Genomic DNA, 23983 nt, shown 5'->3' with positions numbered 1-23983 from the left:
GACCTGGAGGCGCCAGGGCGTCGGTGGGGCGACGCGGTGCGGTAGCGCGGTGCATTCCGGACGTGGGATCTGTTCGCCATTGACAGAAAAACGGCCCGCGCCCCTGGGCCGCTTGCACCCGGGTGCTTACCAAGCCAGTGGCCGCGGTGAGGAGCCCGTGGCCACATCCACCTGTCTCCTGAAGTGGGCCTGGCCTCTACCGTGCGACGCGTTCTCGCCATCCTTCCCTATGTTCCGCTGCCCTCGGATACGGGCGGCACCCTGCGCACGTTGGAGCTGGTGCGCGCCCTCGCCTCGCGCTTCTCGCTGGACGTGCTGGCGCTGCACCGTCCGGGGAACGACGCCCAGGGCTTCACCCGCTGGCTGGGGGAGCTGGGCGTTCCCGCCTCGCGCCTGCACCTGGTGGACATGCCGCGCGTCGCACCCGCTGAGACGCTGAGCAGCACCCGGGCCTTCCTGCGGGGCACGCCGCTCACCTATGTGCGCTACACGCGCCAGCGCCTCCAGGAGACCTTCCGCCGCGTGATGGGGGAACGGGGCCCGTTCGACATCATCCACTTCGACCACCTGCACATGGCGCAGCTCCTGCCGCTGGCGAGGGAGCTGAACCCGTCCGCGCACCTGGTCATCGACGAGCACAACGTGGAGAGCCAGCTGCTCGCGCGGATGGCGCCCCTGAGCGCGGCGCCGCTGCGTCCCTTCCTGCGCTGGCAGTTCAACCGCGTGGAGCGGCTGGAGCGCGAGTGCGTGAGCCAGGCGGACTCCGTGCTCGCGTGTTCGGAGGTGGACGCCGCGCAGCTGCGAGCCCTGGGGGCGAAGCAGGTGCATGTGGTGCCCAACGGCGTGAAGCTGCCGGACTTCGTGCCCGCGGAGAAGGCGGGCAACGACCTGGTCTTCGTGGGCTCCATGGACTGGTGGCCCAACGAGGACGCGGTGCTGCGGCTGGCCCGGGAGGTGTGGCCGCTGGTGTCGTCGGAGCTGGCGCCGGGCAGGCTCATGGTGGTGGGCCGCAGCCCGTCCGCGTCCGTGCGAGCGCTGGAGAACGAGCGGCTGGTGGTGACGGGCTCGGTGCCGTCCGTGGCGCCGCACCTGGCGCGCGCGCTGGCGACGGCCATCCCGCTGCGCGCGGGCAGCGGCACGCGGCTCAAGGTGCTGGAAGCGGCGGCGGCCGGAGTGCCGGTGGTGGCCACGCGCCTCGCGGTGGAGGGCCTGCCCATGGTGGAGGGCCAGGACGTGCTGCTCGCCGAGTCCCCGCAGGAGTTCGCCGACGCCCTGCGCCGGCTGCGCAATGATCCGGACCTGTGCAAGAGGCTCGCGATGAACGCCCGCCGGCTGGCGGAGTCCTTCGCGTGGGAAGGCATTGGCGCGAGCCTGGGGGAGATCTACCAGAGCGCCTCGGTGACGGCCGGGAACATGAAGAAGGCCGTGGGCACCCACATCGTCCAGTAGCGCCGCTTCGTCCGAAGGCCCTGGCATTCGGACGAGGGTTCGATTCCCTCCGCCGCCATCCCGAGAAGCCCAGCAATCTTAAAGGGTTGCTGGGCTTTTCTTTGCCCTCGTTTTCATCATGTGCCCCCAGTGTGCCCCTCTCAAACCTGATCAAGTAGAATCAAACTCAACCTTTGTCTGCCGTCCACGTGGGTTTCGATAAGAGGCCGGGCTGCCTCGGGGCGCCTCCAGCAGCGCGTCCAGCCTCAGGGAGGCACGCCCAGGCCGGGACTCAGCCAGGAGTCCTCGGGAGGCGGCGCGAGGGCCAGGGGGACGCGGGCCAACCGGGGGAGCGTGGGATACTCGCGGAACGTCTCCATCCCCCGCAGCTCCGCGAGCCGCAGCAGGGCGAGCCCCGTGACATAGACATGGGGCTCGGTCAGCACGACATCCTGCGGCCCTCCGTCACTCTTTCGCTCCTTGAAGGTCACCGCGCGCTGGGCAATGGCATCCGCCAGGGCGCGATGGAACCGCTTCGCGTCACGCGTGAGCAGGGCCTGGCAGAGCGCCAGGTGGCAGGTGACGTCGCCCTGGAGCACCGCTTCCCAACGGGCCAGCAGCGGGCGCAGTTCGGACGCCTCCGCCGCCGGGGCGCCGAGCGTCAGCCGGTGCAGGAAGTGGTGGAGCAGGAAGTCCTCCTCGTACTCGAGGGAGGGCTCGTGGCGGTCCGTGGTCAGGCGGGCCAGTCTTGAGGCCAGCTCGAGCTGCCCGGCGGCGAGCGCGTCCATGAAGGAGAAGTTCTTGCTGGCGCAGGTGTGCTGCCTCTGCGCGGGCCGGCCTCCGGCTGCGCGCTGTAGGAGGTGCAGCCGGGCCTGAGCGGACTTGCACAGGTAGACGAAGAACCGGTCCGTCCGCGCCTCCGAGAGCAGCTCGCACAGGCCCACGCGCCGGTAGAACCAGGCCACCTCGACATAGGGCCTGCCGCTTTGCTCGTAGGCGTCCTGGGCGCGGATGCTCTCCAGCGCCTCTCTCAACAGGTAGAGGGCGTTGGCGCGGACGGTCTCCAGGGCCGAGGAGCTGAGGGGCGTCATTCGCTGGGCGCCTTCAAACGAACATGCACTTGTCGCCCATGCCCACATAGTTGGCGCCGGTGATGCCCGCCTCTTCCAGCCGGGCACGCAGGTCGCCCCGGATGATGAGGAGGGCGGGCTTCTCCTTGAGGCGGAAGAGCCGCGGCTCGGGAGGGATGCGCTCGGGGTCCAGCTGGAGGCGATTCAGGATGGAAATCTGCCCCGGTTTGATTGCGGACTCGGTGAACTCCGACCGGCTCCGGTCGACGCACTCCACCGCCCGGAAGATGTTGGCGATGGAGTAGTCCTCCTCGGCGACGCGCCCCTTGTGGTTGTAGATGGAGACCGGGAGGAACTCGCCCTCGGCCTGGTCCTTCAGCTCGGCCAGCAGCAAGAGCCTGAGCCGGTGGCTGATGATGTACAGGTGGAAGGTGTTGCTGATGAGATCAGGGACGACGAGCCCCGGATAGCGCTTGTCCATGTCCAGCCGGGCCCGTGCCGGGTGGTGCTCTCCCATGGGCTGGCCCTTCACGATGCGCCACTTCTGCTTGGCAAGCTGATCGGGCAGGGGGCCGATGGAGCAGTGCTCAGGTTCGTTGGTGGTGTCGAGGATGAAGTAGTCGTGCATGGGATTCAGTCGACGAGGTCGATGGAGTGGGAGAGGAAGTCGCCAGACTCACGAAGCTCGTTGGCCTTGCTGCGCGCGACCCCCAGGTGCCTGAGGCTCTCGCGCATGCGGAGCGAGAAGTTGTCGAGTTCTGTCTTCAGCCCGGCGAGGTTCTCCGGCGTCAGTGCCGGGTGGTCCTCCCCCTGGGCATCAGCCTCGCGCAGGAAGTCGGTGATGGTGTCGAGCTGGGTCTCGACCAACCGGTTGTAGGCATCATGGTTGTTGCTGCTCTTGCCATTGGCGGTCGGCGCGCTGAGGTGAGCCGGCAGTTCGTACAGGCGCGCGTAGACCTCGGTCACGGGCAGGAAGATGATGTTGAGGCCACGGTTGATATTGTATTTGGCCTGCTGGAGGAGGAGCAGCTTGCCCGCTCCATCGTCCAGCTTGAAGAAGGCGTTGTGCAAAGAGCCCATGGGGATGATGTGGTGCGCGTTGAACGCCCAGGGTTTGCTCTTGCTCTTGAAGTTCCCTCCGCTGCCCTTCATCCACCACGTCGCCTTGGCCCGGGGATGGCTGGGGTCCGGCTTCTTGGCCTTGAGGACGAGGGTGCCGAACTTGCGCTCGCGCAGGAACCGGGCCCGGGCGGGCCCCTCAATGGAGAAATCGAGGTTGTACCAAGCCGAGTCATTGGCCAGATGGTACTTGAGGCCATTCTCCCGGTGGTCGTGCCCGGGGACAGCGCACTTCCACCGGAAGCCCCCATTCGCGTACGTCTCCTTCTCCCACTTGCAACGGGTGACGCACCCCTCGCTCTCGCCATCCTTGTGCGACTCGTGGCTCTTGAGCTCCTCGATATGATCCTTCTTGCTCTTCGCCTGCTCGCTCATGGCACTCCCTCGCGGGGCTGGGAGAGGGGCGATTCCAGGATGAAGGCGCCCCTGTTCTCATCATCATCCAGCAGGGCCACCAGGATGTCCTGGGTCCCGGCGTAGTTCCGGGCGAAGCTCCGGACGCCCATGCAGATGGAGGCGGCGCCTGTCGCGGCGCCTATCTCGCCGCAGTGCTCGGGCGGGTACCACTGCGGGAAGGTCGAGGGGAGCTTCGCGTCGGCGAGGCGGACCAGGGCCGTGCCGAAGTCCCGGGCCCGAATGTTGTCCCCGTTGATGTTGACGATGACCCGCCCCACGTCGCGGGCGGGCGGAGCGGAGACCGTGAGACAGGCGGCCATGGCGTCGAAGAGCGCCGCCCCGAGCGGCGGAGGAGTCAAGAAGCGGTGCTGCTTCTCCCGCGTGGCGGCATGGGGACCCAGCAGGCCGTGGATGGCGGCTCCGCGCGCGCGCGCGGCGTCCACCCGCTCCAGCAGCACGAACGCGGAGGCCTCTCCCGGGAAGAAACCGGTGACGGCCCCGACCCCGCGGGTGAGCCCCAGCTCATGGACTTGGGTGAGGGGCTCGCCATGGACGAAGGAGTCGATGCCGCCGACGAGGCACCGGTCCAGGGCGCGCGTCTGCAACCACTGCACCGCCTGCGCAAGGCCGCTCATGAAGGTCGCGGCGCCGCCGGTGAAGCAGGCCTGGGCCTGAGCGGGAAGCGCCAGCGAGTGCAGCGCGAGCAGCTCCCGGGGCATGCGCTGCTTCAGTCGCTCCCGGGCATCGCGGACCTCGGCGAGCAGCTCCTGTTGCTCGGCCGCCTCTTCCTCTGAGGGGACCGTGGCGAGGCCGGCCCGCAGATGGGTCGACTCGTAGAAGTCACCCGGTAGGTTCAGCACGAGGCCGGTCCTCGACAGGTGCTCGTCCCGCAGTCCGGACTGCCCGAGAAGGTCCCCCAGGGCCAGCTCCCCCAGCCGGAGCAGGCGGGCGAAGCCGTCAAAACCGTTGGTGGCGCCCTGGACCACGTGGCCCCTCAGGGGCACGGTCTCCAGCGTGTCGACGTCGGATTCCTCCAGCGCGAGCTCCGAGCGCCGGCTCAGCCCCGCGCGAGCGGAGGCACAGCTGGAGATGACGTCCAGCCCGATGGCCGACACCATGCCCAGGCCGGTGATGGCGATGCCCCGAGGCAGTTGCACCTGGGCACGAGAAACGGCTGGCGTCATGCGAGGGGCCCCTCGGCGAAGGCACGGCCGAACGTCTCGGGCAGGGCCCGCAGCGCCGCGAACTGCCGGGTGCTGAAGGCCCGCGTCGGCGGCCACCAGGTGCCGCGGCTGCGCAGCGTCAGCTCCAGCGCCAGCGCGTGCCGGCGCCGCATGGGGGCCTCCCACAGGGCTTCCCGCAGTGCCTCCGCGGTGAAGGGACTGCCGTACAGGTAGCGGCGCACGGGCTGGAAGTGCTTGCGGTTCTCGGACCACCACGCAGCCACCGCGCCGGGCTGGGGCAGAGGCAGCGCGCGCTCGGGCTTGAGCGACAGGTCCTCGTCGAGCCCGCCCTCCTCCGCGTCGGGGGGCTCGGTCGAGGTGGCGACGAAGGGGCCTTCCAGGCGCAGTCCGGTGATGGCGCAGAAGGCCTCGGCCGCCAGGGGAGCCACGGCCTCGGTTTCCAACCAGTCCAGACAGGCCTCGGCGCCGGAGACGCGGCCGCTGAAGCCCAGGGCCCACAGCGCGTCGGGAAGGTGCTCTGGCAAGGTGAGCAGACCACGCACGTGTTCCAGGTCCCGCACGTCCCCGCCCAGGGCCAGCAGCAGCGCGGGCAGGCGCAACCGCGGGGCTCGCTCCATCACCGCCTTCTGGCAGGCGGCCCATGCGGCGTGCTGCCCCTGCAGCAGCCCCGTCTCGATGGCCGCATCCCGCACCTCGGGAGCAGGAGAGGCCAGGGCGCGCGGGAGGACCTCCGGGTCTGGCCGGAGCCGGAGCCGTCCACTGGCGCGCAGGGCCGCGGCCAGCACCTGGGGATGTTCGTGCCGAAGCAGGTGCGCCAGCCCCGGCCCCGGGTCCATACCGTGCGCGCACAGCACGCCCAGGCTCAGAGCCCGCAGGTGGGGCTCTTGGTGGTCCAGCAGGGCCAGCACCCAGTCGGGAAGGGCACGGGGCTCGAGCAGCTCCAGCGCCCGGCCCAGGGCAGCCAGGACGGGAGGTGCCGCTGTCTCGAGCGCCGCGCGTACCGCCTCGCCGCCTCCGGCGGGGACGTCCTCGGTCAGCAGCAGATGCGCGGCTGCGGCGACCCGCTCCGCCTCGTCCGACTCCAGCGCCGGCACGAGCAGCCGCGTGGCCACCGGAGCGCCTCCGAGCCGCAGCGCATCCAGGCGCGCGAGCAGGCGCTCCTCATCCGAGAGGGTCTCCGCCAGCACGTAGTCGGGAGCCACCAGCGATCGCTCCCACTGGCTCCAGAGGAACGCAGCCTCGTCGAGATGCTCCTCGTAGTTCTCCCAGTTGATGACGAGTTCCGCGCGCATCCACCACCGCGCCTCTCAGATGTGCTTCTTGCACACGCCACACTTGGGCTTGTCTTCGGTGTCACTGCTGGCGACGACAGGCCCCTGCACCAGGGGGAAGGGAGGCGTGTTCTTGTCGTTGTGGAGCATCAGGTCGAGGGCGCGCGCCACGTTCTTGCCCTCGAACTTCACGTCGAAGGAGAAGTTGACGAACTCGGCCTTGCCCTTGGTCTTGCTGGAGGCCACGCCGCCGCCAGCGGTGCCGGCCTCGTCGCCGGTGCTCGTCTTGAAGTTGGAGTCCTTGACGCACACCGGGTTGCCGGCCACGGACACCTTCTTGGTGCCCTTGTCGGTGTCCGAGGACTGCGCGACGTTGGGGTATGGAATGGGGACAGGCCCGGCGGGGCCAGGCGTCTTGCACACATCCGGGAAGGCGGTGGTGACACCTCCGCTGTCCTTGGTGACCACGGACATCTTGTTCACACCGGTATTGACGGGCATGACGACGACCTCCCCCAGAAGGCAGGATACCGCGTCGGGGCCACGCGGCGCGAGCACCCGGTGGCGCATCCGTCCGGCCCTCGGCATCAGCCCCGGAGTGCCCACCTCCCCGCTCAGGCCGGCCTCTTCCGGCCGGGCCGGGAAACGCCCTCGGCGGTGACTCGCAGGGCGCGCACGTCATGGAGCCCCTCCCCCAGCGGGATATGCCCACGCCACAGCAGCAACACCTGCTCCGCGTCGAGGTCGAGGATGACGGTGTCCAGACGCAACTCGGGGGTCATGTCCGCGCCGCCGCCCAGCCGCACCGTGACGACGGGGGTGGGCTGACCGGGGAGCGTGAAGGCGAGCCGACCCCGAGGCGAGGCACCCGCGATGACCACGGGCTCGTCCCCCTTCAGGTAGCCGGGCGCGATGAGCCCGGGGGCCGCGGCATTGAAAAAGCGCCGGTCGAAGTCCTTCGGCAGCAGGGGCTTGCGCGTCTTGGTCCACGCCTCGTCATAGGTGCCCGCGTACTTCGCACGCGGCTGCCAGTGCGGCGACGTGAAGCCGAAGCCCACGGGTGTCACCCGCTGGCCGAACTCGCGCAGCGGCTCCGCCGGGTCCTCCAGGTTGGGCAGCTTCAACCCTTCCTCGAAGTGGCGCGGGTTGGCGCGAAAGCCCGTGCCCACGGGGTTGTGCGGCTCGAAGGCGGGCCTGGCCGGATCCGTGCGGTCCCACCCACCGAAGGCGCGCTCCCAGGTGAGCGGCAGCTTCTCGAAGGACAGGGGCTTCGTCGCGGCCACCCGGCCCATGCTCCTGAACCAGGTACGCTCGCCCACCACGCGCACCGCCTTCTTCAGCGGCCCCACCTGGAGCGCCACCAGCACCTCCGTGGCACCCGTGTGCGGCGCGTGAGCATGGCCGAGGAGCACGACGTCCGTAGCGGGCTTGATGAAGGCCCCCTCCGGCTCGTACTTGTCGCTGGACTCGCCAGGCTTGCCCCAGGCCTCGCCTCCCCAGCTCACGGCGAGCTGCTCCTTCGCGAGCGTCAGCCCTGCGTCACCGATGGCGTAGGAGGCCTTCACCACAAGCAGCAGCAGAGGCCGCCCCTCCTCGTCCGAGAGGCCCGTGAACTCAAAGGTGAACGGGGTTTCGTTCTTGAGGATTGGGTGTCCCATGGCGCTCTGTCTCGCCGGGCCCGGGGGCCGGGCCGCTCGGGCGGAAGGCGGCAGTGTAGCAGTGCGCCCAGGTGTCCATGGGCCCCTGCAGTCCCAGCCACCGCGCGCGGCCCCACCAGAGGCCGCCAGCACCGGCGCAATGCAGGCCACGTCGTGCGCCACTCCCTACGGGGGCCGCCAGCTCATCATCACCACGTAGAGCAGGTACAGCCCCGCCACGCGCCTGGGAGCGATGAAGCTCAATCCCCAGGACACCTTCGATGTCGTCTACCTGCGGGGGGACCCGCGAAGGAACCAATCCGCGGGCCGGGGCTACACCCTGTTCGACTTCCTCACCGCGAGTCTGCCCGTGGTGTTCCGCCTGACTTACGGGCTGAGCCAACGCGAAGCCGAACGAGCACACCGCCCTCTCCCCCGTCTCTCCGCTGAAGTCCTTCGTGCCGAAGCCCTGAGCGGTCCCGTCAGTCGGGCCCGTTCAATGAAGCCTTGCTCCCGTACACAGAGCCATTCACATTCCAATTGAACAAGCCTCCGAGTCCAAGGACTCGGAGGCTCATTCGGAGCCCGCTTCGGCATCTACGGCTGAGTACAGCGCCAGACACCGCAGGAGCCCTCATTCTGGCCACATTCAGCCTGGACCGAGCACGGCTTGCAGCTGCGCGAACAAATCATCCTGACAGGGGTCACCTGCGGTTCGGTCGTCTCCGCCGCCGAGCCAGGAACCATGGCCAGGGCCGTGCCCGCCAAGATGCCGATGATCAAGGCAAGTCCAGGAATCGTCTGCTTCAGTCGCGATGGCTTCATGTGTCCTCTGAGGTGGGTGCCATGGGGTCGGAGCATCCGGCCCTGTGCACAGGGGAGTCGAACAGACGCCGAGGCGCAATCCAAGCCTGAACGGCGTGAAGCCGTGCTCAGGAATTCGCACAAGCGTACACGGCTGACGCTTACGCAGTCATGCAATGACAGTCGGTGCCGAGGGGTGGGGCAACAAGTCGACCACGCGGTGCGCCTCCAAGTCGGCGCGGATGGAGCCGCAGGTGCGACCTTACCCAGCGCTCAGGCGCGCAGCAGCCGCGCGGCGATCGGCAGGTGATCGGAAGGCTCGGTCTCCGACGGCATTGGCGTCCGGTCGTCCAGCTCCGGCAGCCGATCCGGCTGCGCCTGCAGCGCGCGTGAGTGGAAGATGAAGTCGATCGCCTTGGCCCTGCCGTTCGCATTGCAGGTCGGCTGGTGCCGCCCCTCATGGGCATCGAGCAGACCGGCCGCCGCGAACGCCTGGACCAGCGGCTCCCCGGGCTGCGCGTTGAAGTCGCCGCACACGACCCACAGGGCCTCCGGGTCCCGCTGGACCAGTTCCTCGATCAGCTCGCCAGCCTGTTGCATCCCCTGGTGCTGCTCCACGGGCCTGTCCGGCCGGTCCCAGCGCAGGTGCGTGCACGCCACGCGCAGCCGGTCCCCTCCGGCGTCGAAGTCCAGGACCAGCGCCAGATGCCCAGAGATGCGCCCGTCCTCCAGCCGGTCCCTGAAGTAATGGGCCCGGTGGCCGAGGCACCGCGCCCGGCGGTGGAACACCGCGCAGCCATCGGGCCGGCCCTGCTGCTTCAGGGCCAGCACGCCCGCGTACCCGTACGGCTCCAGCGCCTTCTGGAGCGCGGCGAAGCGGTCGGGCTCCACCTCCTGCAGGCAGACGATGTCCGCGTCCAACCCCGCGATCCGGCGGGCCAATGCCTCCTGGCGCCTCCGCGGCTGGAGGACGTCCGCGGGCGTGTGCGGGAACCACTCGGGCTTGATGTAGGCGTCCGCCAGGAGGTTGTACGAGGCAATTCGCAGATCTATCGCCATCGGTAGGTTCTCCCGGTCCGCCAGCTGGATTCACCCCTGGCCGTTGCGAACACCCGGTGCGCTGCCACCGCCAGCAGGACCCGGGGCGCCGCAAGTATAGGCGGGATGAGGGCCTTGGTGCGGAGGGGGCGAGGCGGGCCGCCCCCCATCCTCGCCTGATTGGGGGCACGGGTCGTCATGCGAACACGGACCGTCAGGGGGCCGAGAACCAGCGCTCCAGTGCGGGGTGCGGTCCGCCGTCGCGCCCAGCCCACGCGATGCAGCCATCGGGGCGTACCGCATCGAGCGCACCCCGGGGGCCTTCACCACACGCACCCGCGACACCCACGCGGCCCCTTGATCGGTAGGTGATCAGCAACTCGGCCACGATTTGCCGCATCGCGGTCGTCTGCGGGTCGGGACGCATGAGCGCGATCTGGGCGCGGGTGTTTTCAAGCACGCGCCCCGGCATCGGGCCGTAGGACAGCATCCCCACGGCCGTGCGCCGCCTGTGAGTGCCAGGCGGCAAGTTCGATTCCCTCTGCATCCACTGCGCATCGCCATTGAGGCGCGAGGGCTTTCCGGGAGGTGGTCCGGATGGACTTCAGGGCTTGCACCAGGCGTTCTCGGGAATCGCCGGGCCCCCGGGGATGACTTGCGCGAGGGCCGGAATGAAGTCGTAGCTGGACTGGGTCGGCAGCCCGTGGAGCTCCGCCAGACGAAGGATGGCGAGCCCGTCGACAGAAACCTTGCCCTCGGTAGCGTTTAGCTCTGGGTCGAAGCCAAGGCGCTGCGAGTACTCCCGGAGCTTCTGCTGGCGGACCTCAAGCAGTGCCGTGAACGCCGCTGGGAACCGCCCGGCGTCCTTCTCGACGAGCGCCTTGGTGAGTTCGAACTTGGCGCTGGGCTGGCCCTTTTCCACCTGCCTCCAGCGGCCTAGCAGCCGCGCCTGCCCATCCAGGTCCTCGGGAGCAAGAAGCATCCGGTGAAGCAGGTGGAAGAAGAGGAAGTCGTCCTCGTACTCCACGCCCTGGAAGTGGTGCTTGGGGGAGCGGGCCGCGATGGCAGTCGCCAGTTCCAGGTCTCCGGCGGCCAGGGCCGCGCCAAAGCCCAGGTCCTTGCTGCAGCACAGGAACCGGGGCTCCACGGACGTTCGCTCCGCCAGCATCAGCAGGGCGAGCCTCGCCTGGGCGGACTTGCGCAGCCGCAGGGCAAAGGTGTCCGTGTCCGCGTCTTGAAGCAATGAGCACAGGGCCAGGATGCGCCAGGCGAAGCTGAGCGTGGCCAGTTCCTGCGCCGTGGCCCCTTCCGGGCGAATCACGGCCTGCAGCGTCCTGTTCAAGTGAAAGCTGTAATTGTGCTGCGCTCGTGCCAGGGGATCCATACCCAGAACTCAGAGCACCAGTCTGATGGGTGTGCCGGCTTCGAGGAAGGCGGGCCCGGTGAAACCCGCGGCTTCTATCTGGGCCTTGAGGTCCTCGCGGACCAGGATCAGCCCCGGCGCGGGGGACACTCGGAAGAGGTTGGCGTCCGGGGCGATCCTATCCTCATGAAGGACGAGCCGCTTCAGCCGCGTGAAGCGGTCCTGCTCCAAAGGATGTCTCTGCCCTTCCGTCTTTCCCATGTCGAGCCAGTCGTGGGCCCCGATGACGTTCACGATATGGCAGTCGTCGCTCTCGATGCGGCCCTTGTGGTTCATCAGGGTGAAGCGCAGAAACTCAATCTCCGCCTTCACGTGCTGCTCCAGGAACGCCTTCATCCGGGCTGACACCATCAGATAGCCCACCGTGTTGTGGATGATGTCGGCGATCCTCAGGCCCGTGCTCTCGGGGTCCATCTCGAACGGGTAGGCCTCCTTGTAATCAGCCCCCATGCGGATGCCGTACGAAGGCTTGTGGATGTACGTCATGGCCCGTGGGTACGTCATGATGGCGGTGAAGTCGTCATGGCGCCTGGTGGTCATGATGAAGTACTTGGACATGGGCTCGTCGTCTCGGGGAGGGCGCTAGAACGCCATCGGGACCATACCGTCGTTCATGCGGGGAATCAGCCCCTGCTGAGCCTCCTCCTGTCCATACTCCACGATGACCCAGAACTCCTCCTGCTCCCAGCGGCGGAGGAAGACCCGGAAGCAGTCCACGTTGGCGTCCGTGATGTCGTGCTTGCCATCCTCGGTCAGCTTGGAGATGTCCCGCTTCATCTGGGAGATGATCTTGTTGCAGTCGTCGCTGTACTCCTTGTGGTAGCCGACGTGCGCCGGCAGGCCTAGCACCAGCGCATCCGGATCAAGGTACGGCAGGATGATGAGATTGACGCCCTCGTTGATGTTGTAGCGGGAGGCCTGGAGGATGGAGAGTTCGTCATTCGTCAGGCTGGCCCGGAGCACCCCACTGGGCATGATGTGGTGGTACTGATGTTTGAAGGGTTCGCCCTCAGTGGTGTAGTTCTTCCCGCCAAAGGCCCACGCGGGCTTCTTCATGTACAGCCGCAGCTTGGCCGGATTGCCGACAATCTCCCGGTAGCCATTCACCCGGTAGGCGCAGGTCGGGTACTGGGGCTTCCAATACTTGTACTCGTGGCTGCTGATGCAGCCCTCCTCCTTCTCGTGGTCTGGCTTCTTCCAGAGTGCTCGGACGTGTTGCTTGTCGGCCATGGCAGCACCTCGCGTCAGGAATGAAGGACTGAAGGCGCGTGGATGCACAGTGCACCCCGCTCGCCCGTATCGCTGCTCACCCACAGCAGCGTCGTTCCGGGGGGCGCATACGCCCGCGCGAAACCGCGGGCTGCCATGGCCACTCCGAGTGGCCCCATGGCGGCGCCTGCCTCACCGAAAGGGAAGGCCGGGTACCACTCGGGGACGCCGGCTTCCAACAAGCCCTCCCCCCTCAACCGGATGAGCGCGTGGCCCCAGTCCTGCGCGCGGTAGGCGTCACCGTTCAAGCCCGCGATGACCAGTCCCACTTGCGAGTCATTCCCCCGCGCCGAACCCAGCGTGGCGCCGATGCAGCTTGCGAGCGCCACCCCAAGGGCGGGTTGGCCAGACTTCCGGTGGAACGGCTCGACCTGGCGCCGGGGGGAAGCCAGCAGGGCCTCGATGGGCGCCTTGCGTTGGAGCGCCGCGCCCGGTGCTTCCACGCGCAGGAAGGCCGCCGCCTCTCCGGGCACGAAGCCCACCGGATTGGACGGACTCTTGAGCAATCTCAGCGCATCCAACCGCCGCACCATCTCGGGCTCGACGAGGCTGTCCATGCCGCCCACGATGCACTGCTCGACGCGCCCCTGCCGCAGCAGCTCCGCCGCCTCATGGAGCGCCTGGAAGAAGCCGGCCTCCCCCAGGAAGACCTTCTGTACCCGGGGGGCCTGACGAACTCCCAGGGTCTTGAGCATTCGCGGGATGAGGGACTGCTGGAGCTGCGTCTGGAGGGAAACCGCTTCCGCAGGAGTCGCTCCTTCCTGCTCCGCGTGCAGCCGAGCATGGACCCCGCCGTGGGTCGTCACGAGCAGCGCGACTTTCTCCCAGTCATCCTGGCCGCTCGCGCGCTGGAGGCTGCGCAGGCCCGAGGCCCCCAGCGCCACCAGCCGTCCCAGCCCGGTAAAGCCGCGCGTCACCCAGGGCACGCTGTGGCCGTAGGCGGGCGTCTCCTCGCGAGAGGCCGGGTCGAAGACGTAGGCCTCCTCCAGTTCCTGGATGCGTAGCAACGCTGCGCGACCGGCGGCGCAGCTGCCCGCCGCGTCCTCGCCCAAGGCCGACACCAATCCCATGCTGGTGACGGCAAGCCCCTCGGCGGAGAGCAATGGCTCCTGGCGGCGTACCGGGAGCCGAGGGGTGGAGGCCGGGCGCGCACCGCTCGCCCTCCATGGAGTGGACAGAGTCCGGAAGGGGCTCTCCAGGTTCCACTGCCGGGCGGATGCAACCGCCGCGCGGAGCTGGGCGCGCTGGAGGTGGGTAGACGCCCGTGTCTGGATGGGGAAGGCCCCCCGCCCGCGCAGCGCCACCTCCAGGGCCATGGCGTGGCGCCGTCTCAGGGGCACAAGCTCGAAGGATTCGAGCAGCCATGCGCCCCCCAGGGGCTGGCCCAGCAAGTAGCGCCCTTGGGGCTTCAGCCGGTGTTCGGCCTCTTGCCACCAGCGCCGGACTCGGTCGGAATCGGCGCGCGGCAGCGCGGGCGCATGGGGGCGCGGCGCGTCCTCGTCATCCTCGGGCTCGGGGCGTAGGAACACACCCTCCAGGGGGAGCCCGGTGATGGCGCGGAATGCCTCCGCCGCGAGCCCATCCAGCTCCGCGGTATCGAGCAGCTCCAGACAAGCCTCCGCCGCCTCCCTGCGACCGCTGAACCCCAGCGCCCAGAGCGCGTCGGCCTTGGCTCCCGGCCTGCCGAGCTGCTCCAGCAGGAGCCGCACGTTCACGGCCTCTCCGCTCATGGCCAGCAGCAGCATCGCGGTGCGGCTGTGGGCATTCGAGTGGGAGGCGAGCTGCCGGCACTCGGTGAAGGCCGGCTCAAGGCCCAGCGCACTGCCGGTGATGAGCGCCTCGTCGCGGACTTCCGGGTGGGAGGAGTCCAGCGCACGAATCACCGGTGCCGACATCACCCGCCCGGGAGCAACTCGCGCCGCGCGCAGGGCCGCGGCAGTGACTTCAGGCGCTGGGTGGGCCAGCAAGGAGGGGAGCGCGGGGCCTGCGTCCGCGTCCCAGAAGGCCAGGACCTCCAGGGCCGTTGCCACGAGCGCCGGGTCGTCCTGTTGGAGCAGCGTCTGGACGGCCGGAACCCAGGCGGGCTCGGCACGGAGCTGCAAGGCGCGCTGGAGGCATGGGCGCAGGTCAGGCCCACCTTCTACGAGCGCATCCATCACCTCGCGCAGCGCGGATGCATCCTCTGGAGGCATGGCGAGCAGCACCAGCGCGGCGACCGTGACGAGCTCTGGATCCCCGCTCGCAAGCGCCGGGGTGATGAGCTCCTTGCGCACGCCATCCCCACCCAGCACCAGCGCGTCGAGGTGCGCCAGGAGCCGACGCTCGTCGACGTCATGCAGCTCGCCGAGGGTCAGCACCGGGGAGTCGAGCGAGGACTCCCACTGGGTCCAGAGAAAGGCCGCCTCATCCAGGTGCCGAGCACAGACGTTCCGCTGGATGTCCGTCAGGGCGGTTTTGGTGGATTCAGTTGATCTGGACATTACCGCCCTTGATGCGGCTGAGCCCCGTAGCGCGCGTTTCGACCTGAAGCCCGCGAATGCTCAGCTGCCCATTCCGGCGCAAGACGATGATCGACTGACCACAGCGCAGAACGATTTCATCCCAGGCCGTGAGCACGACTCGCCGTCCATCAGTAGTGGTCCTTGCAAATGGGGCAGACGGGCTTCTCCGTGCTCCCGCTCATGGCCATGACCGGACCTTGAAAGAGAGGAACGGGGGGCGTGTTCTTGTCATTGTGGAGCATCAGGTCCAGGGCGCGTGCCACGCTTTTACCCTCGAACTGGACGTCAAAGGAGAAGTTGACGAATTCGGCCTTGCCCTTGGTCTTGCTGGAGGCGACGCCACCGCCGGCGGTGCCTGCCTCGTCGCCGGTGCTCGTCTTGAAGTGGGAGTCCTTGACGCACACCGGGTTGCCGGCCACGGACACCCTCTTGGTGCCGTTGTCAGTGTCCGAGGATTGGGCGACATTGGGATAGGGAATGGGCACTGGCCCGGCCGGGCTGGGCGTCTTGCAAACGTCCGGGAAGGCCACGGTGACGCCCCCAGAGTCCTTCGTCACCACGGACATCCTGTTCACACCGGTATTGACAGGCATGGGCTCGACCTCCGCGAGAATGACAGCCTACCACACCAGGACCCATGGAAAGGGACCCGGTTCATGGTCGCTTCTCATGCCCTTGGCCATACCCACCAGCCCCAACACACTCTTGCGCCTGATGCGTCGTGCTCCCCTCCTCCTGCTCAAAGCGCCAGGGAGCGGTCGACGAAATGGGCACGAGCGGCTACATCTGGCGCTCCGGATGCACAGCAAATAGCGGAACGCTGGCTGACCCGTGCCCATCCGCTACTTCGAGCGCTGCCGGAAGTAGCGAAGGCTGACGTGCGACCAGCGCGCTGCCACGTCAGCCTTCCCAGCGTTCAGGGCGTGTACAGCTCCGCCGTTGCGAGCCGAAGGCCGGCGCTCCCCCATCCCCCTGCGATGAGGACCTGCCCATTGGGCAGCAGTGTCGCGGAATGGTCCGAGCGAGGTTCGACCAGGGAGCCGGCAGGGCTCCAGGTGTTCGTGGCCGGGTCGTACAATTGCGGCACCTGTCCCGACACGACGAGCACCTTGCCATCGGGCAGCAGCGTCGCCGTGTGGAGGGCGCGAGTCTCGACCATGGAGCCGACAGCGCTCCAGGTGCCCGTGGCCGGGTCGTACACCTCCGCCGTCGCGAGGGCGGAGGCGAAGATGTCCAATCCTCCCGTGACGAGCACCCTGCCATCAGGCAGCAGCGTCGCCGTGTGGAAGAAACGAGCTTCGGTCATGGAGCCGGTGGGGCTCCAGGTCCCCGTGGCCGGGTCGTACACCTCCGCCGTCTCCTGAGCGGGGGGACCCGCTCCCCCTGCGACGAGGACCTTGCCATTGGACAGCAGCGTCGCTGTGTGGGCCCACCGCGTTGCGGCCATGGAGCCGGTCTGGCTCCAGGTCCCCGTGGCCGGGTCGTACACCTCCACCTTCAGGGGCCCGCCGATATCGCTGATGCCCCCTGCGACGAGGACCCTGCCATCGGGCAGCAGCGTCGCCGTATGGCCGGAGCGACGATCCTCCATGGAGCCAGTGGGGCTCCAGGTCCCCGTGGCCGGGTCGTACACCTCCGCCGTCGCGAGAAAGACGGTGGAATCGAGTCCCCCGACGACGAGGACCTTGCCATCGGGCAGCACCGTCGCCGTGTGCTGCCAACGCGCATCAGCCATGGAGCCGGTCGGGCTCCAGGTCCCCGTGGCCGGGTCGTACACCTCCGCCGTCGCGAGGAATTCGGTATCCGTTCGAGTTCCCCCCATGACGAGCACCTTGCCGTCGGGCAGCAGCGCTGCCTGATGGCCGGAGCGAGGCCCCTCCAGGGAGCCCGTCAACGCCCAACTCCCCGTACAGGCCGGCAGCCCCGTCACGGTGAAGGTGCGGGTGGCGGTCAGGTGGAAGGCATTGGTGACGGTGGCGGTGATGGAAGGGGGAGTGCTGACACAGGAGGGAGCCGTCCAGGTGATGCGGCTGTGGGAGGCGTCGCTGGCCGGCGTGCCCAGCGCGCCGGTATTGGCCTCCCAGGAGAAGGTGAGGGAGGAACCTTCCGGATCGCTGGCCACCACCTCGTAGGTGAGCTCCTGGCCCGGTGAGGCCGTGTCCGAGGAGCGGTAGGAGCGGATGATGACAGGGTTGAAGTGGTTGGCCGGAGGCGTGTTGCTGACACACAGCGCGACGGTGCCAGTGTTCTGTCCGCCTCGCCCATCGGAGACCGTGACGGTCAGACGGCAGTTGTTACAGGCACCGGCGGGCAGGACCGAAGGCGTGAAGTAAGCCGAGCGGGAGGAGGCCTGGGCCCAGGTGCCGGCACAGGAGGCGCTCCAGGAATAGGAGAGGCTGTCACCGTCCGGGTCGGAAGCCGAGGTGGAGACAGAAGTCGTCTGCCCGACGGCCAGGTACGTGGGGCTGGCACTGAGAGCGGCCACCACGGGGGAACTGTTGAAGGAGATGGACAGGGTCGCATCTCCCTCGCCGCCAGAGGTGACGTTGACAGCCAGCACGACGCTGGAGGACAGGCCGCGCGAGTCCGTCACGGTCAGGGTCAGGGTTTGAATGCCCGTGGAGGCAGGCGCGGTCCATGAAGTGGCGGCAGCCGAGGGAGCGGAGAAAGAGCCCGCGGTCGCGCTCCAGGCGTAGGAGAGGGTATCGCCCGGATTGGGATCATGCGCGGTGGCGGTCAGGGAGATGGAGCCACCCTCGGCCACGGAGGTGGAGGAGGCCACCAGGGAGTCAATGAGGGGAGCCTCGTTGTCGAAGGGAGGCGGAGGGTGGAGCTGCTGAAGCGTGATGGCGACCAGGGTGCTCTGGTTGGCGGTGATGGTGACTCCCGTGGCGGACCCTTCGAAGAGCAGGATGCCGGAGGAGTCGAAGGCCTGGGCCAGGAAGGAGCGATTGGAGCCCGCGGGGATGTTGCCAATGATGCCGCCCCACACGCCGTTGGTAGCAGCCAGGTCCACGGTCACCGTGGGGATGTCCGCCGCGCTCGAGGTGACCGAGACGCGAGCGATGTCGGAGGCGAGGGCCTGGCTGGCGGAGACAGCAAACCGGACCGAGCCGGAATCCCTGGAGGAATCAGAGCAGCCCGCCAGCAGCGACACTGTGAGCGCGAGCATCAACGGAGTGAATGCTTTTTTCATGAGGCAGCCTCCCGCATTGCCAATTCCTCGCAGCAGATTGCTGAAGGATGAGGAAGCCCCTTGCTCCTCGATGACAAAGACGGCGAGGAGTATTGTCAATGGGAGTCGGCTCTGGACATCACCCCAGCAGCTGATGCGCCGTCGCTCGCCAGACGAATGCGGACGCTTGCTTGGGTGCTGTCAGTGGATGGGAAGTCGTGGAGGCAGGCGCGGCCGGTGTGAGATCCTCTAGCGCACGCCGGTGAGGCCGGAATCAGGGAGACAGGGAAGATGGGTTTTGGAAATCGGTCCGCGCTGGGTTCGGTGTTCATCGTGCTCCTGGGCGCGGTCATTCCTCGGGTGCTCAGCGCCGCGCCTCCGGCTCAGGACGGTCTCGAGCTCATGCGCTTCAAGGCGAGCGAAAAGAGCGAAGCGATGTATATCCTGCGCGCCACAGGCTGCCGCGAGGCGGGCGACACCTGCCGGCTCGAACTCGAGCTGAGCGAAGGGACGGACGGGACGCGCAAGGCGAGGCTGCCCGACGGCATGGCTCACGGGCTCCGGAAGGAATCCCGAGGGACCGCTTCCTCCGGGAGCTGGACCTCGGGCGAGGAGGAGCAGAGCGTCACGACCTCCGTCCAGCCGGTACGGCTGGAGGCCGGCGAGTGGGGACTCCTCGTCACCCAGCAGAGCGGGTTCGAGCATGTCCATCGCCGGCACCGCCTCTACGCGGTCAAGGACGGCGGGGTGACGGAAGCCTGGAACGGGGATGAGAACTTCGCGGGTCCGGAGACCTCCCACGTCGGCCCGTACCCGCTGGCGCCGGGCTCACCCGTCGAGGGCTTCTACAGGGAGTATGCGTTTCTCTCCGCTGACAAGGAGAGCGGCGAGCCCGACCAGTGGAAGCTCGATGCCTACCGCTGGGATGCCGCTGGGCGCAAAGCGGTGACGGAGCTCCAGCACCGGCCCGAGCGCCACGCGGCCATCATCGGAAGCTTCAAGACAGCCCAGGAGGCGATTGCGTACCGCGACGGCGCGCAGTTGGAGCAGGCCTGCGCGAGCAGGTTCCTGGTCCTCGAAAGCAAGCCATTCAAGCGCCTGACGCCGGGACTGTTCATCGTGACGAAGATCCACCCGGAGAAGACAGCATCAGAGGCCACGCTGAAGAAGGTGGGCGCCTGCAATCCGAAAGTCTCGGGGTACGTCAAGGCGCTTTGAGCCGGAAAGGAAGCGGGCACGGGCGTGGAGGTCCCTCCGGTCGCAGAGGTGAGAGATGGGAACGGCGGAGCCCCGGCCCAGCCGCACGGGGAGCTTCAAGGTCGGGGCCCCGCAGGAGCAAGAGCGTCACCCACACCACGCCAGATCCCAGTTGCCGGTTCGACCTGATCGTCCATGACTTCTGGGCAAGGACAGGTGCAACAGCTCGCATTCGGCCTATCGCCACCAGACGCCTTCGCGATTCCTGCATTCCCCCGGCGCTTTATTCATCCTCTTCGGATATCAACGTGCCGAGAAACGGTCGGGTGATGCCGGAGACATCCACGCCAGTCGGCCTGAACGTCCCAGCATGCTCCGAATCAAGGACCTCCGCGTAGTTCTCCGGTACCCCCGCGAGCATCATCAAGGCCCTTGCAGCCTTGGCGGTTACGTCCCCTTTGAAGCGTTCGAAAGCTTCTGCCCCGCAGTGCATGTTGGTCACGTAGAAACGTTTCAGCTCTTCCGGGCACTCCCGATGTAGGATGTCCCGATAGAAGTCCGGACATCGCTCAGAGCATTTCGCGAGCGCGCTGCCGGTCCACCGGAACACATCCCACCCGTAGATGGCCGTGCTCATCGACACGGAAGCCCAGGTCTCACTGGCGAGGATGACCTCATCAATGCCGTCAGCATCGACGTCTCGAATGATGGCTCTCCGGTACTGATTGAAGGCCGTATGCTCCCGTGAGAAGCCCGGGCCGTAAAGGATACAGCAATCCGACATGCCGCCCGTTCCACCGGACCATAGGTTCAGGAGCACCTGTGGCGTCCTTCCCCCGTCCAGAGTGAGCAACTGAGCAGACAGGGCTCGGGCATCGTCGATGCAGTGCACGAGTCTCAGGCCGCCTGGTTTGCCTACAAACACCCGTGTCCTACGAGGCAAGTTGTAGTCACCGGTGGCATCAATCAGAATCAACGCCGACGTGCCGACTCCTTCGACGGGTCCTTTGAAGCCGAAGACCGAACTGAGCTCCGTCAAGCCTTGTCCATCAAGCGCCAGCCTTCGCTCCTCAGGAGTCAGAGGGATGAATCCCATGAGTTCGGACATCAAGTTCTGCTCTTCTGGCTCGCCCTCAGGAAAGATTGGCATCGCCTCCCGATAGCGTTGCCGCAGCCCAGGATAGAGATCGCCATTCCGAGGGTCGTTCAACCGCATCCGAAGCCAACGCCAGTCGCGCGCTTCCAGGTGGACGTCGTATTTCTCCTTGATTTCTACCCGAAGCTTTTGTTCCGTCCGGGCATCGATGTCCTGATTGGAAACGAAGACCAGCCGGTCGCACCTCCGCCCGGCCTCCCTGAGGCGCTTCGCGGTCTGTCGGATCTTGGCCTCATAGGTCTTCTGGAGGGAGATCTGGACGACCGTCACCTCATGCCCGGTGGTGGAACTCCCGAAGACCTCAGCATCCGCTCCCAGGTCGGTGGGCCCGGAGCGTGGGACGAGCCCTGGCATGTCTGACCTTTGCAATAGCTGTTGTACCAACGACTCGAAGTACTCAGGATCAGAGAGCGTCGACACGAGCGCGTAAATGGGGCTGCTGGGCATGGCGCCATTATCATCAATTCGGGAGGCTTTACCGCAACTGTGTACCGCGCTGAATTGAGTGGTGTGAGGATAGGGGTGTTGAGGGGTGACGGGCTGGAGCGCAGGGGCCGAGGAGGGCCGCTGAAAGGGGCGCTCGAGCAGTGCGCCGGCGCTCTCAATCGGTCGTCGCAACAGCTGACGCGAATACTTCGGCAGGCGTTCGCCATGCAAGCGTTTGACGCGGGCGCCCGTTGAGTTCGTACGCGATGACGGCCTTCGGGCTCCAGGCCTGGGATGGTCCGCACCCGCATCAACTCCCTCTACGCCAAATAAACAGGCTAAGCTCGGAAAGCCTGTTTCCATCCAGGGAGCCACATGCACACCCGAGCCCGTCCAGGGAGCTTCATCCAACGCCTCGCCTCGTCCCCTCTGAAGCTGCTGTGGGGCCTCGTCGTCCTGACGGCCTGTGGAGGCCTGGAGCCGGAGGGCTCTGGGAGCCCTGATGGGGTGGCCCAGGAAGCGCAGGCCCTCGCACCGGCCAACGTGCAGGCCTTCTACGCGGAAGCCCGGTGGGGCACCCGCTTCGGCGTCACGGGGCCCTACTACGGCCCCGCGGGCCACCGGGGGCTCGACCTCCCCGCGGGCGCGGGCCAGGCCATCCCCGCCCTCCGCTCGGGCATCGTCCGCCGCGTCCAGTACTCCTCCGTCGTGGGTCACACCATCGCGGTGGAGTCCGCCCCCGGTGACTTCTCCGGGTATGCCCACGTCATCCGGACGCGCTTCGCGGTGGGCGATTCCGTCCAGCAGGGAGACATCATCGCCTATGTGGCGGGCTCCGGAGATGACCATGGCTCGGCGTGGAGCGGGTCCCACCTCCACATGACCCGGGGCACCACGGACCGCTGCGCGTTTGGCGAGAACGTCAGCGACCCCGCGCCGCTCATCCGCAACGTGCTCGGCACCGGCAGCGGCGGAGGCACCGGCAGCGGCGGAGGCTCCGGAGGAATCCAGGTCAGCATCGACGAGGGGAAGGTCCTCCAGCGTGTGGCCCAGCGGGGCGGCTACACGGGCGCGGTGGACGGTGTGCCCGGGGTCAATACCTGGAAGGGCATCCAGACGGTCATCGCCGGCAAGGGGTTCTACTCCGGCCCCATCGACGGCCTGCCGGGTGAGAACACCTGGAAGGGAGTCCAGCGACTCGCCCAGCTCGGCGGATACACGGGCCCCGTGGATGGCTTCCCGGGTCCGAACACCTACGCGGGGCTCAACACCTGGCTGGCCCAGGACCCCGGGACGCCTCCTCCTTCGGGGATGAGCGGCGTGTATGGGATTGACGTCGGCACGACGCAGCGAGACCTGGATTTCAATGCCATCCGGAGCGCCGGCTACCAGTTCGCCATCGTCAAGGCCGGCGGCTCCAATGTCTCGCCCCTCTACGTCGCGCCCTACTACGCCCAGCAGGTGGCCCGGGCTCGCGCGGCCGGGCTCCTGGTGGGGCATTACTGGATGGCGGGCTCGTACAACCCCTCCGGTGACGCCCAATACTTCGCGGACCACCTGTATGACCACCGCCCAGGTGACCTGCTGGTGCTCGACAACGAGGCCATCGACAACGGCATCTTCTGGAACGACTCCATGACCGCGAGCTTCATGCAGGCAATCAAGACGCGGCTGGGGAAGGCCCCGTTCCTGTACACGTACTCGAGCCTGCTCCAGGCCAACGCCTGGACCCAGACCCGGGCCGTGGGCTCGAAGCTCTGGATTGCCCATTACACCGGCACGCCGGGCAACCCGTCCGTGGGGACGGCCTATCCGACGTGGGAGATCCACCAGTACACGTCGTCCGGAAACCAGAACGGGATTCCCCTCGACCTGAATGTCGCGAAGCTGTCGGCGTTCGCCGGACTGGCCCAGCCCCCGCTGGGCGCGACGCCGCCTCCGCCGACGGCCATCCCCGGAGGGAGCGTGGGCGGAGGAGCCTCCATCATCACCGTCCCGCAGGGAATCATCCTGCAGAAGCTGGCGCGCCGGGGCGGCTATACCGGCCCCCTCGATGGCATTCCGGGGGCGCAGAGCTGGATGGGCGTCCAGAAGGTCCTGCGCGAGCTGGGTTACTACGCGGGGCCCGCTGACGGCGCACCGGGCCTCAACACCTTCAAGGGATTGCAGTTGCTGGCCCAGGACGGTGGCTACACGGGCCCCATTGATGGCATCCCCGGGCCCAATACCTACAATGGCATCCAGGCGTACCTGGACGGGTCCTCCGGCCCCGTGCCGCCTGTCACCCAGGCCCAGGGCGTGACGCTGCAACGGATTGCCAGCGCGGGCGGGTATACCGGCGCGGTGGATGGCGTTCCCGGGACGAACACGTGGAAGGGCGTCCAGCAGGTCCTCGGTGGATATGGCTATTCAGGGCCCGTGGATGGCGTCATGGGCACCCTGTCGTACGCGGCGCTCCAACGCTTCGCCGCGAAGGGCGGCTACACGGGCTCCACCGACGGTGTCATGGGCACCCAGTCCTGGAAGGGCGTGCAGACCGTGCTGCGGGGCTTCGGATACACGGGTCCCATTGACGGCGCCATGGGCCCCCAGTCGTACGCGGCGCTCCAGCGGGTGGCGCGCCTGGGCGGGTACATGGGCCCTTCGGATGGAGCCATGGGCGTGAACTCGTGGCGAGGCCTCCAGACCTTCTTGAGCGGCGCCGGGTACACGGGGCCCCTCGACGGAGTTCCCGGAACGAACACCTACAAGGTGCTCCAGTCCCTGGCGCACCGGGGTGGCTACACCGGGCCGCTCGACGGCCTCCCCGGCCCCAACACGTACGCGGGCCTGGGGCAGGGGAGCTGGCGTCAGTCCAGGAGGTTCGCCAGGCCCGCGTACGTGTTGGGG

General features: G+C 67.7%; 20 protein-coding genes. 3 read left to right on the top strand and 17 right to left on the bottom strand.

Annotation, left to right across the window (positions count from 1 at the left end):
- Positions 1-201 precede the first annotated feature (201 nt).
- Complete coding sequence (locus D7Y13_RS11785) at positions 202-1449, top strand: glycosyltransferase family 4 protein (protein ID WP_147444225.1); 1248 nt, start codon at positions 202-204, stop codon at positions 1447-1449.
- A gap of 245 nt (positions 1450-1694) precedes the next feature.
- Here the strand turns inward: D7Y13_RS11785 and D7Y13_RS11780 are convergent, their stop codons facing one another.
- The 16 genes from D7Y13_RS11780 to D7Y13_RS11705 form a co-directional block, all read right to left on the bottom strand.
- Positions 1695-2519, bottom strand: a complete 825-nt coding sequence (locus D7Y13_RS11780) for an Imm49 family immunity protein (protein WP_158620306.1) — start codon at positions 2517-2519, stop codon at positions 1695-1697.
- Positions 2520-2532: 13 nt separating this feature from the next.
- Positions 2533-3126 (bottom strand): imm11 family protein, encoded by a 594-nt coding sequence (locus D7Y13_RS11775; protein WP_233595352.1) that lies wholly within the window; start codon positions 3124-3126, stop codon positions 2533-2535.
- 5 nt (positions 3127-3131) lie between these two features.
- Positions 3132-3992: an AHH domain-containing protein gene (locus tag D7Y13_RS11770; RefSeq protein ID WP_120582731.1), complete on the bottom strand. Its 861-nt coding sequence runs from the start codon at positions 3990-3992 to the stop codon at positions 3132-3134.
- Positions 3989-5197 carry a hypothetical protein gene (locus tag D7Y13_RS11765; RefSeq protein ID WP_147444224.1) on the bottom strand — a complete coding sequence of 403 codons (1209 nt, stop codon included), beginning with the start codon at positions 5195-5197 and terminating at the stop codon, positions 3989-3991. Before D7Y13_RS11765 ends, D7Y13_RS11770 begins: the two co-directional genes overlap by 4 nt.
- Positions 5194-6489 carry a TIGR02270 family protein gene (locus D7Y13_RS11760; protein WP_120582729.1) on the bottom strand — a complete coding sequence of 432 codons (1296 nt, stop codon included), beginning with the start codon at positions 6487-6489 and terminating at the stop codon, positions 5194-5196. The genes D7Y13_RS11765 and D7Y13_RS11760 overlap by 4 nt, the downstream gene beginning before the upstream one ends.
- Before the next feature lie 15 nt (positions 6490-6504).
- Positions 6505-6969 (bottom strand): DUF4150 domain-containing protein, encoded by a 465-nt coding sequence (locus D7Y13_RS11755; protein WP_120582728.1) that lies wholly within the window; start codon positions 6967-6969, stop codon positions 6505-6507.
- 113 nt (positions 6970-7082) lie between these two features.
- A complete protein-coding gene (locus tag D7Y13_RS11750) occupies positions 7083-8126 on the bottom strand; it encodes a DUF2169 family type VI secretion system accessory protein (protein WP_120532949.1) in 1044 nt (347 codons plus the stop codon).
- Between the two features lie 1056 nt (positions 8127-9182).
- Positions 9183-9968: an endonuclease/exonuclease/phosphatase family protein gene (locus tag D7Y13_RS11740; RefSeq protein WP_120582726.1), complete on the bottom strand. Its 786-nt coding sequence runs from the start codon at positions 9966-9968 to the stop codon at positions 9183-9185.
- A gap of 193 nt (positions 9969-10161) precedes the next feature.
- On the bottom strand, positions 10162-10443 hold the full coding sequence (locus tag D7Y13_RS11735) for a hypothetical protein (protein WP_147444223.1): 282 nt from the start codon (positions 10441-10443) through the stop codon (positions 10162-10164).
- Between the two features lie 108 nt (positions 10444-10551).
- The gene (locus D7Y13_RS11730; RefSeq protein ID WP_158620305.1) at positions 10552-11268 is read right to left on the bottom strand and encodes an immunity 49 family protein; all 717 of its coding nucleotides are present in this window, start codon (positions 11266-11268) and stop codon (positions 10552-10554) included.
- Positions 11269-11340: 72 nt separating this feature from the next.
- Positions 11341-11928 (bottom strand): imm11 family protein, encoded by a 588-nt coding sequence (locus tag D7Y13_RS11725; RefSeq protein ID WP_120532944.1) that lies wholly within the window; start codon positions 11926-11928, stop codon positions 11341-11343.
- Between the two features lie 24 nt (positions 11929-11952).
- Positions 11953-12600, bottom strand: coding sequence for an AHH domain-containing protein (locus D7Y13_RS11720; protein ID WP_120582725.1), 648 nt, complete (start codon positions 12598-12600; stop codon positions 11953-11955).
- A 14-nt stretch (positions 12601-12614) separates the two neighbouring features.
- A complete protein-coding gene (locus tag D7Y13_RS11715) occupies positions 12615-15119 on the bottom strand; it encodes a TIGR02270 family protein (protein WP_120582724.1) in 2505 nt (834 codons plus the stop codon).
- Positions 15103-15255, bottom strand: coding sequence for a hypothetical protein (locus D7Y13_RS45685; protein ID WP_158620304.1), 153 nt, complete (start codon positions 15253-15255; stop codon positions 15103-15105). The genes D7Y13_RS11715 and D7Y13_RS45685 overlap by 17 nt, the downstream gene beginning before the upstream one ends.
- A gap of 13 nt (positions 15256-15268) precedes the next feature.
- Positions 15269-15733 (bottom strand): DUF4150 domain-containing protein, encoded by a 465-nt coding sequence (locus D7Y13_RS11710; protein ID WP_120532941.1) that lies wholly within the window; start codon positions 15731-15733, stop codon positions 15269-15271.
- 323 nt (positions 15734-16056) lie between these two features.
- Positions 16057-18336 (bottom strand): Kelch repeat-containing protein, encoded by a 2280-nt coding sequence (locus tag D7Y13_RS11705; RefSeq protein WP_120582723.1) that lies wholly within the window; start codon positions 18334-18336, stop codon positions 16057-16059.
- Positions 18337-18648: 312 nt separating this feature from the next.
- Here D7Y13_RS11705 and D7Y13_RS11700 point away from each other — a divergent pair, with 312 nt between their 5' ends.
- Positions 18649-19533: a hypothetical protein gene (locus D7Y13_RS11700; RefSeq protein WP_147452436.1), complete on the top strand. Its 885-nt coding sequence runs from the start codon at positions 18649-18651 to the stop codon at positions 19531-19533.
- A 262-nt stretch (positions 19534-19795) separates the two neighbouring features.
- Here D7Y13_RS11700 and D7Y13_RS11695 read toward each other — a convergent pair whose 3' ends face one another.
- Complete coding sequence (locus tag D7Y13_RS11695; RefSeq protein WP_120582721.1) at positions 19796-21115, bottom strand: hypothetical protein; 1320 nt, start codon at positions 21113-21115, stop codon at positions 19796-19798.
- Between the two features lie 354 nt (positions 21116-21469).
- Here D7Y13_RS11695 and D7Y13_RS11690 point away from each other — a divergent pair.
- A partial coding sequence (locus D7Y13_RS11690) for a GH25 family lysozyme (RefSeq protein WP_120630680.1) occupies positions 21470-23983 on the top strand: 2514 nt, incomplete at its 3' end.

Source organism: Corallococcus praedator, assembly GCF_003612125.1.
In the GTDB taxonomy this organism is placed as follows: Bacteria; Myxococcota; Myxococcia; order Myxococcales; family Myxococcaceae; genus Corallococcus; species Corallococcus praedator.
Note: the sequence above shows the minus strand (reverse complement) of the source record. Positions and strands in the feature narration are given on the sequence as shown.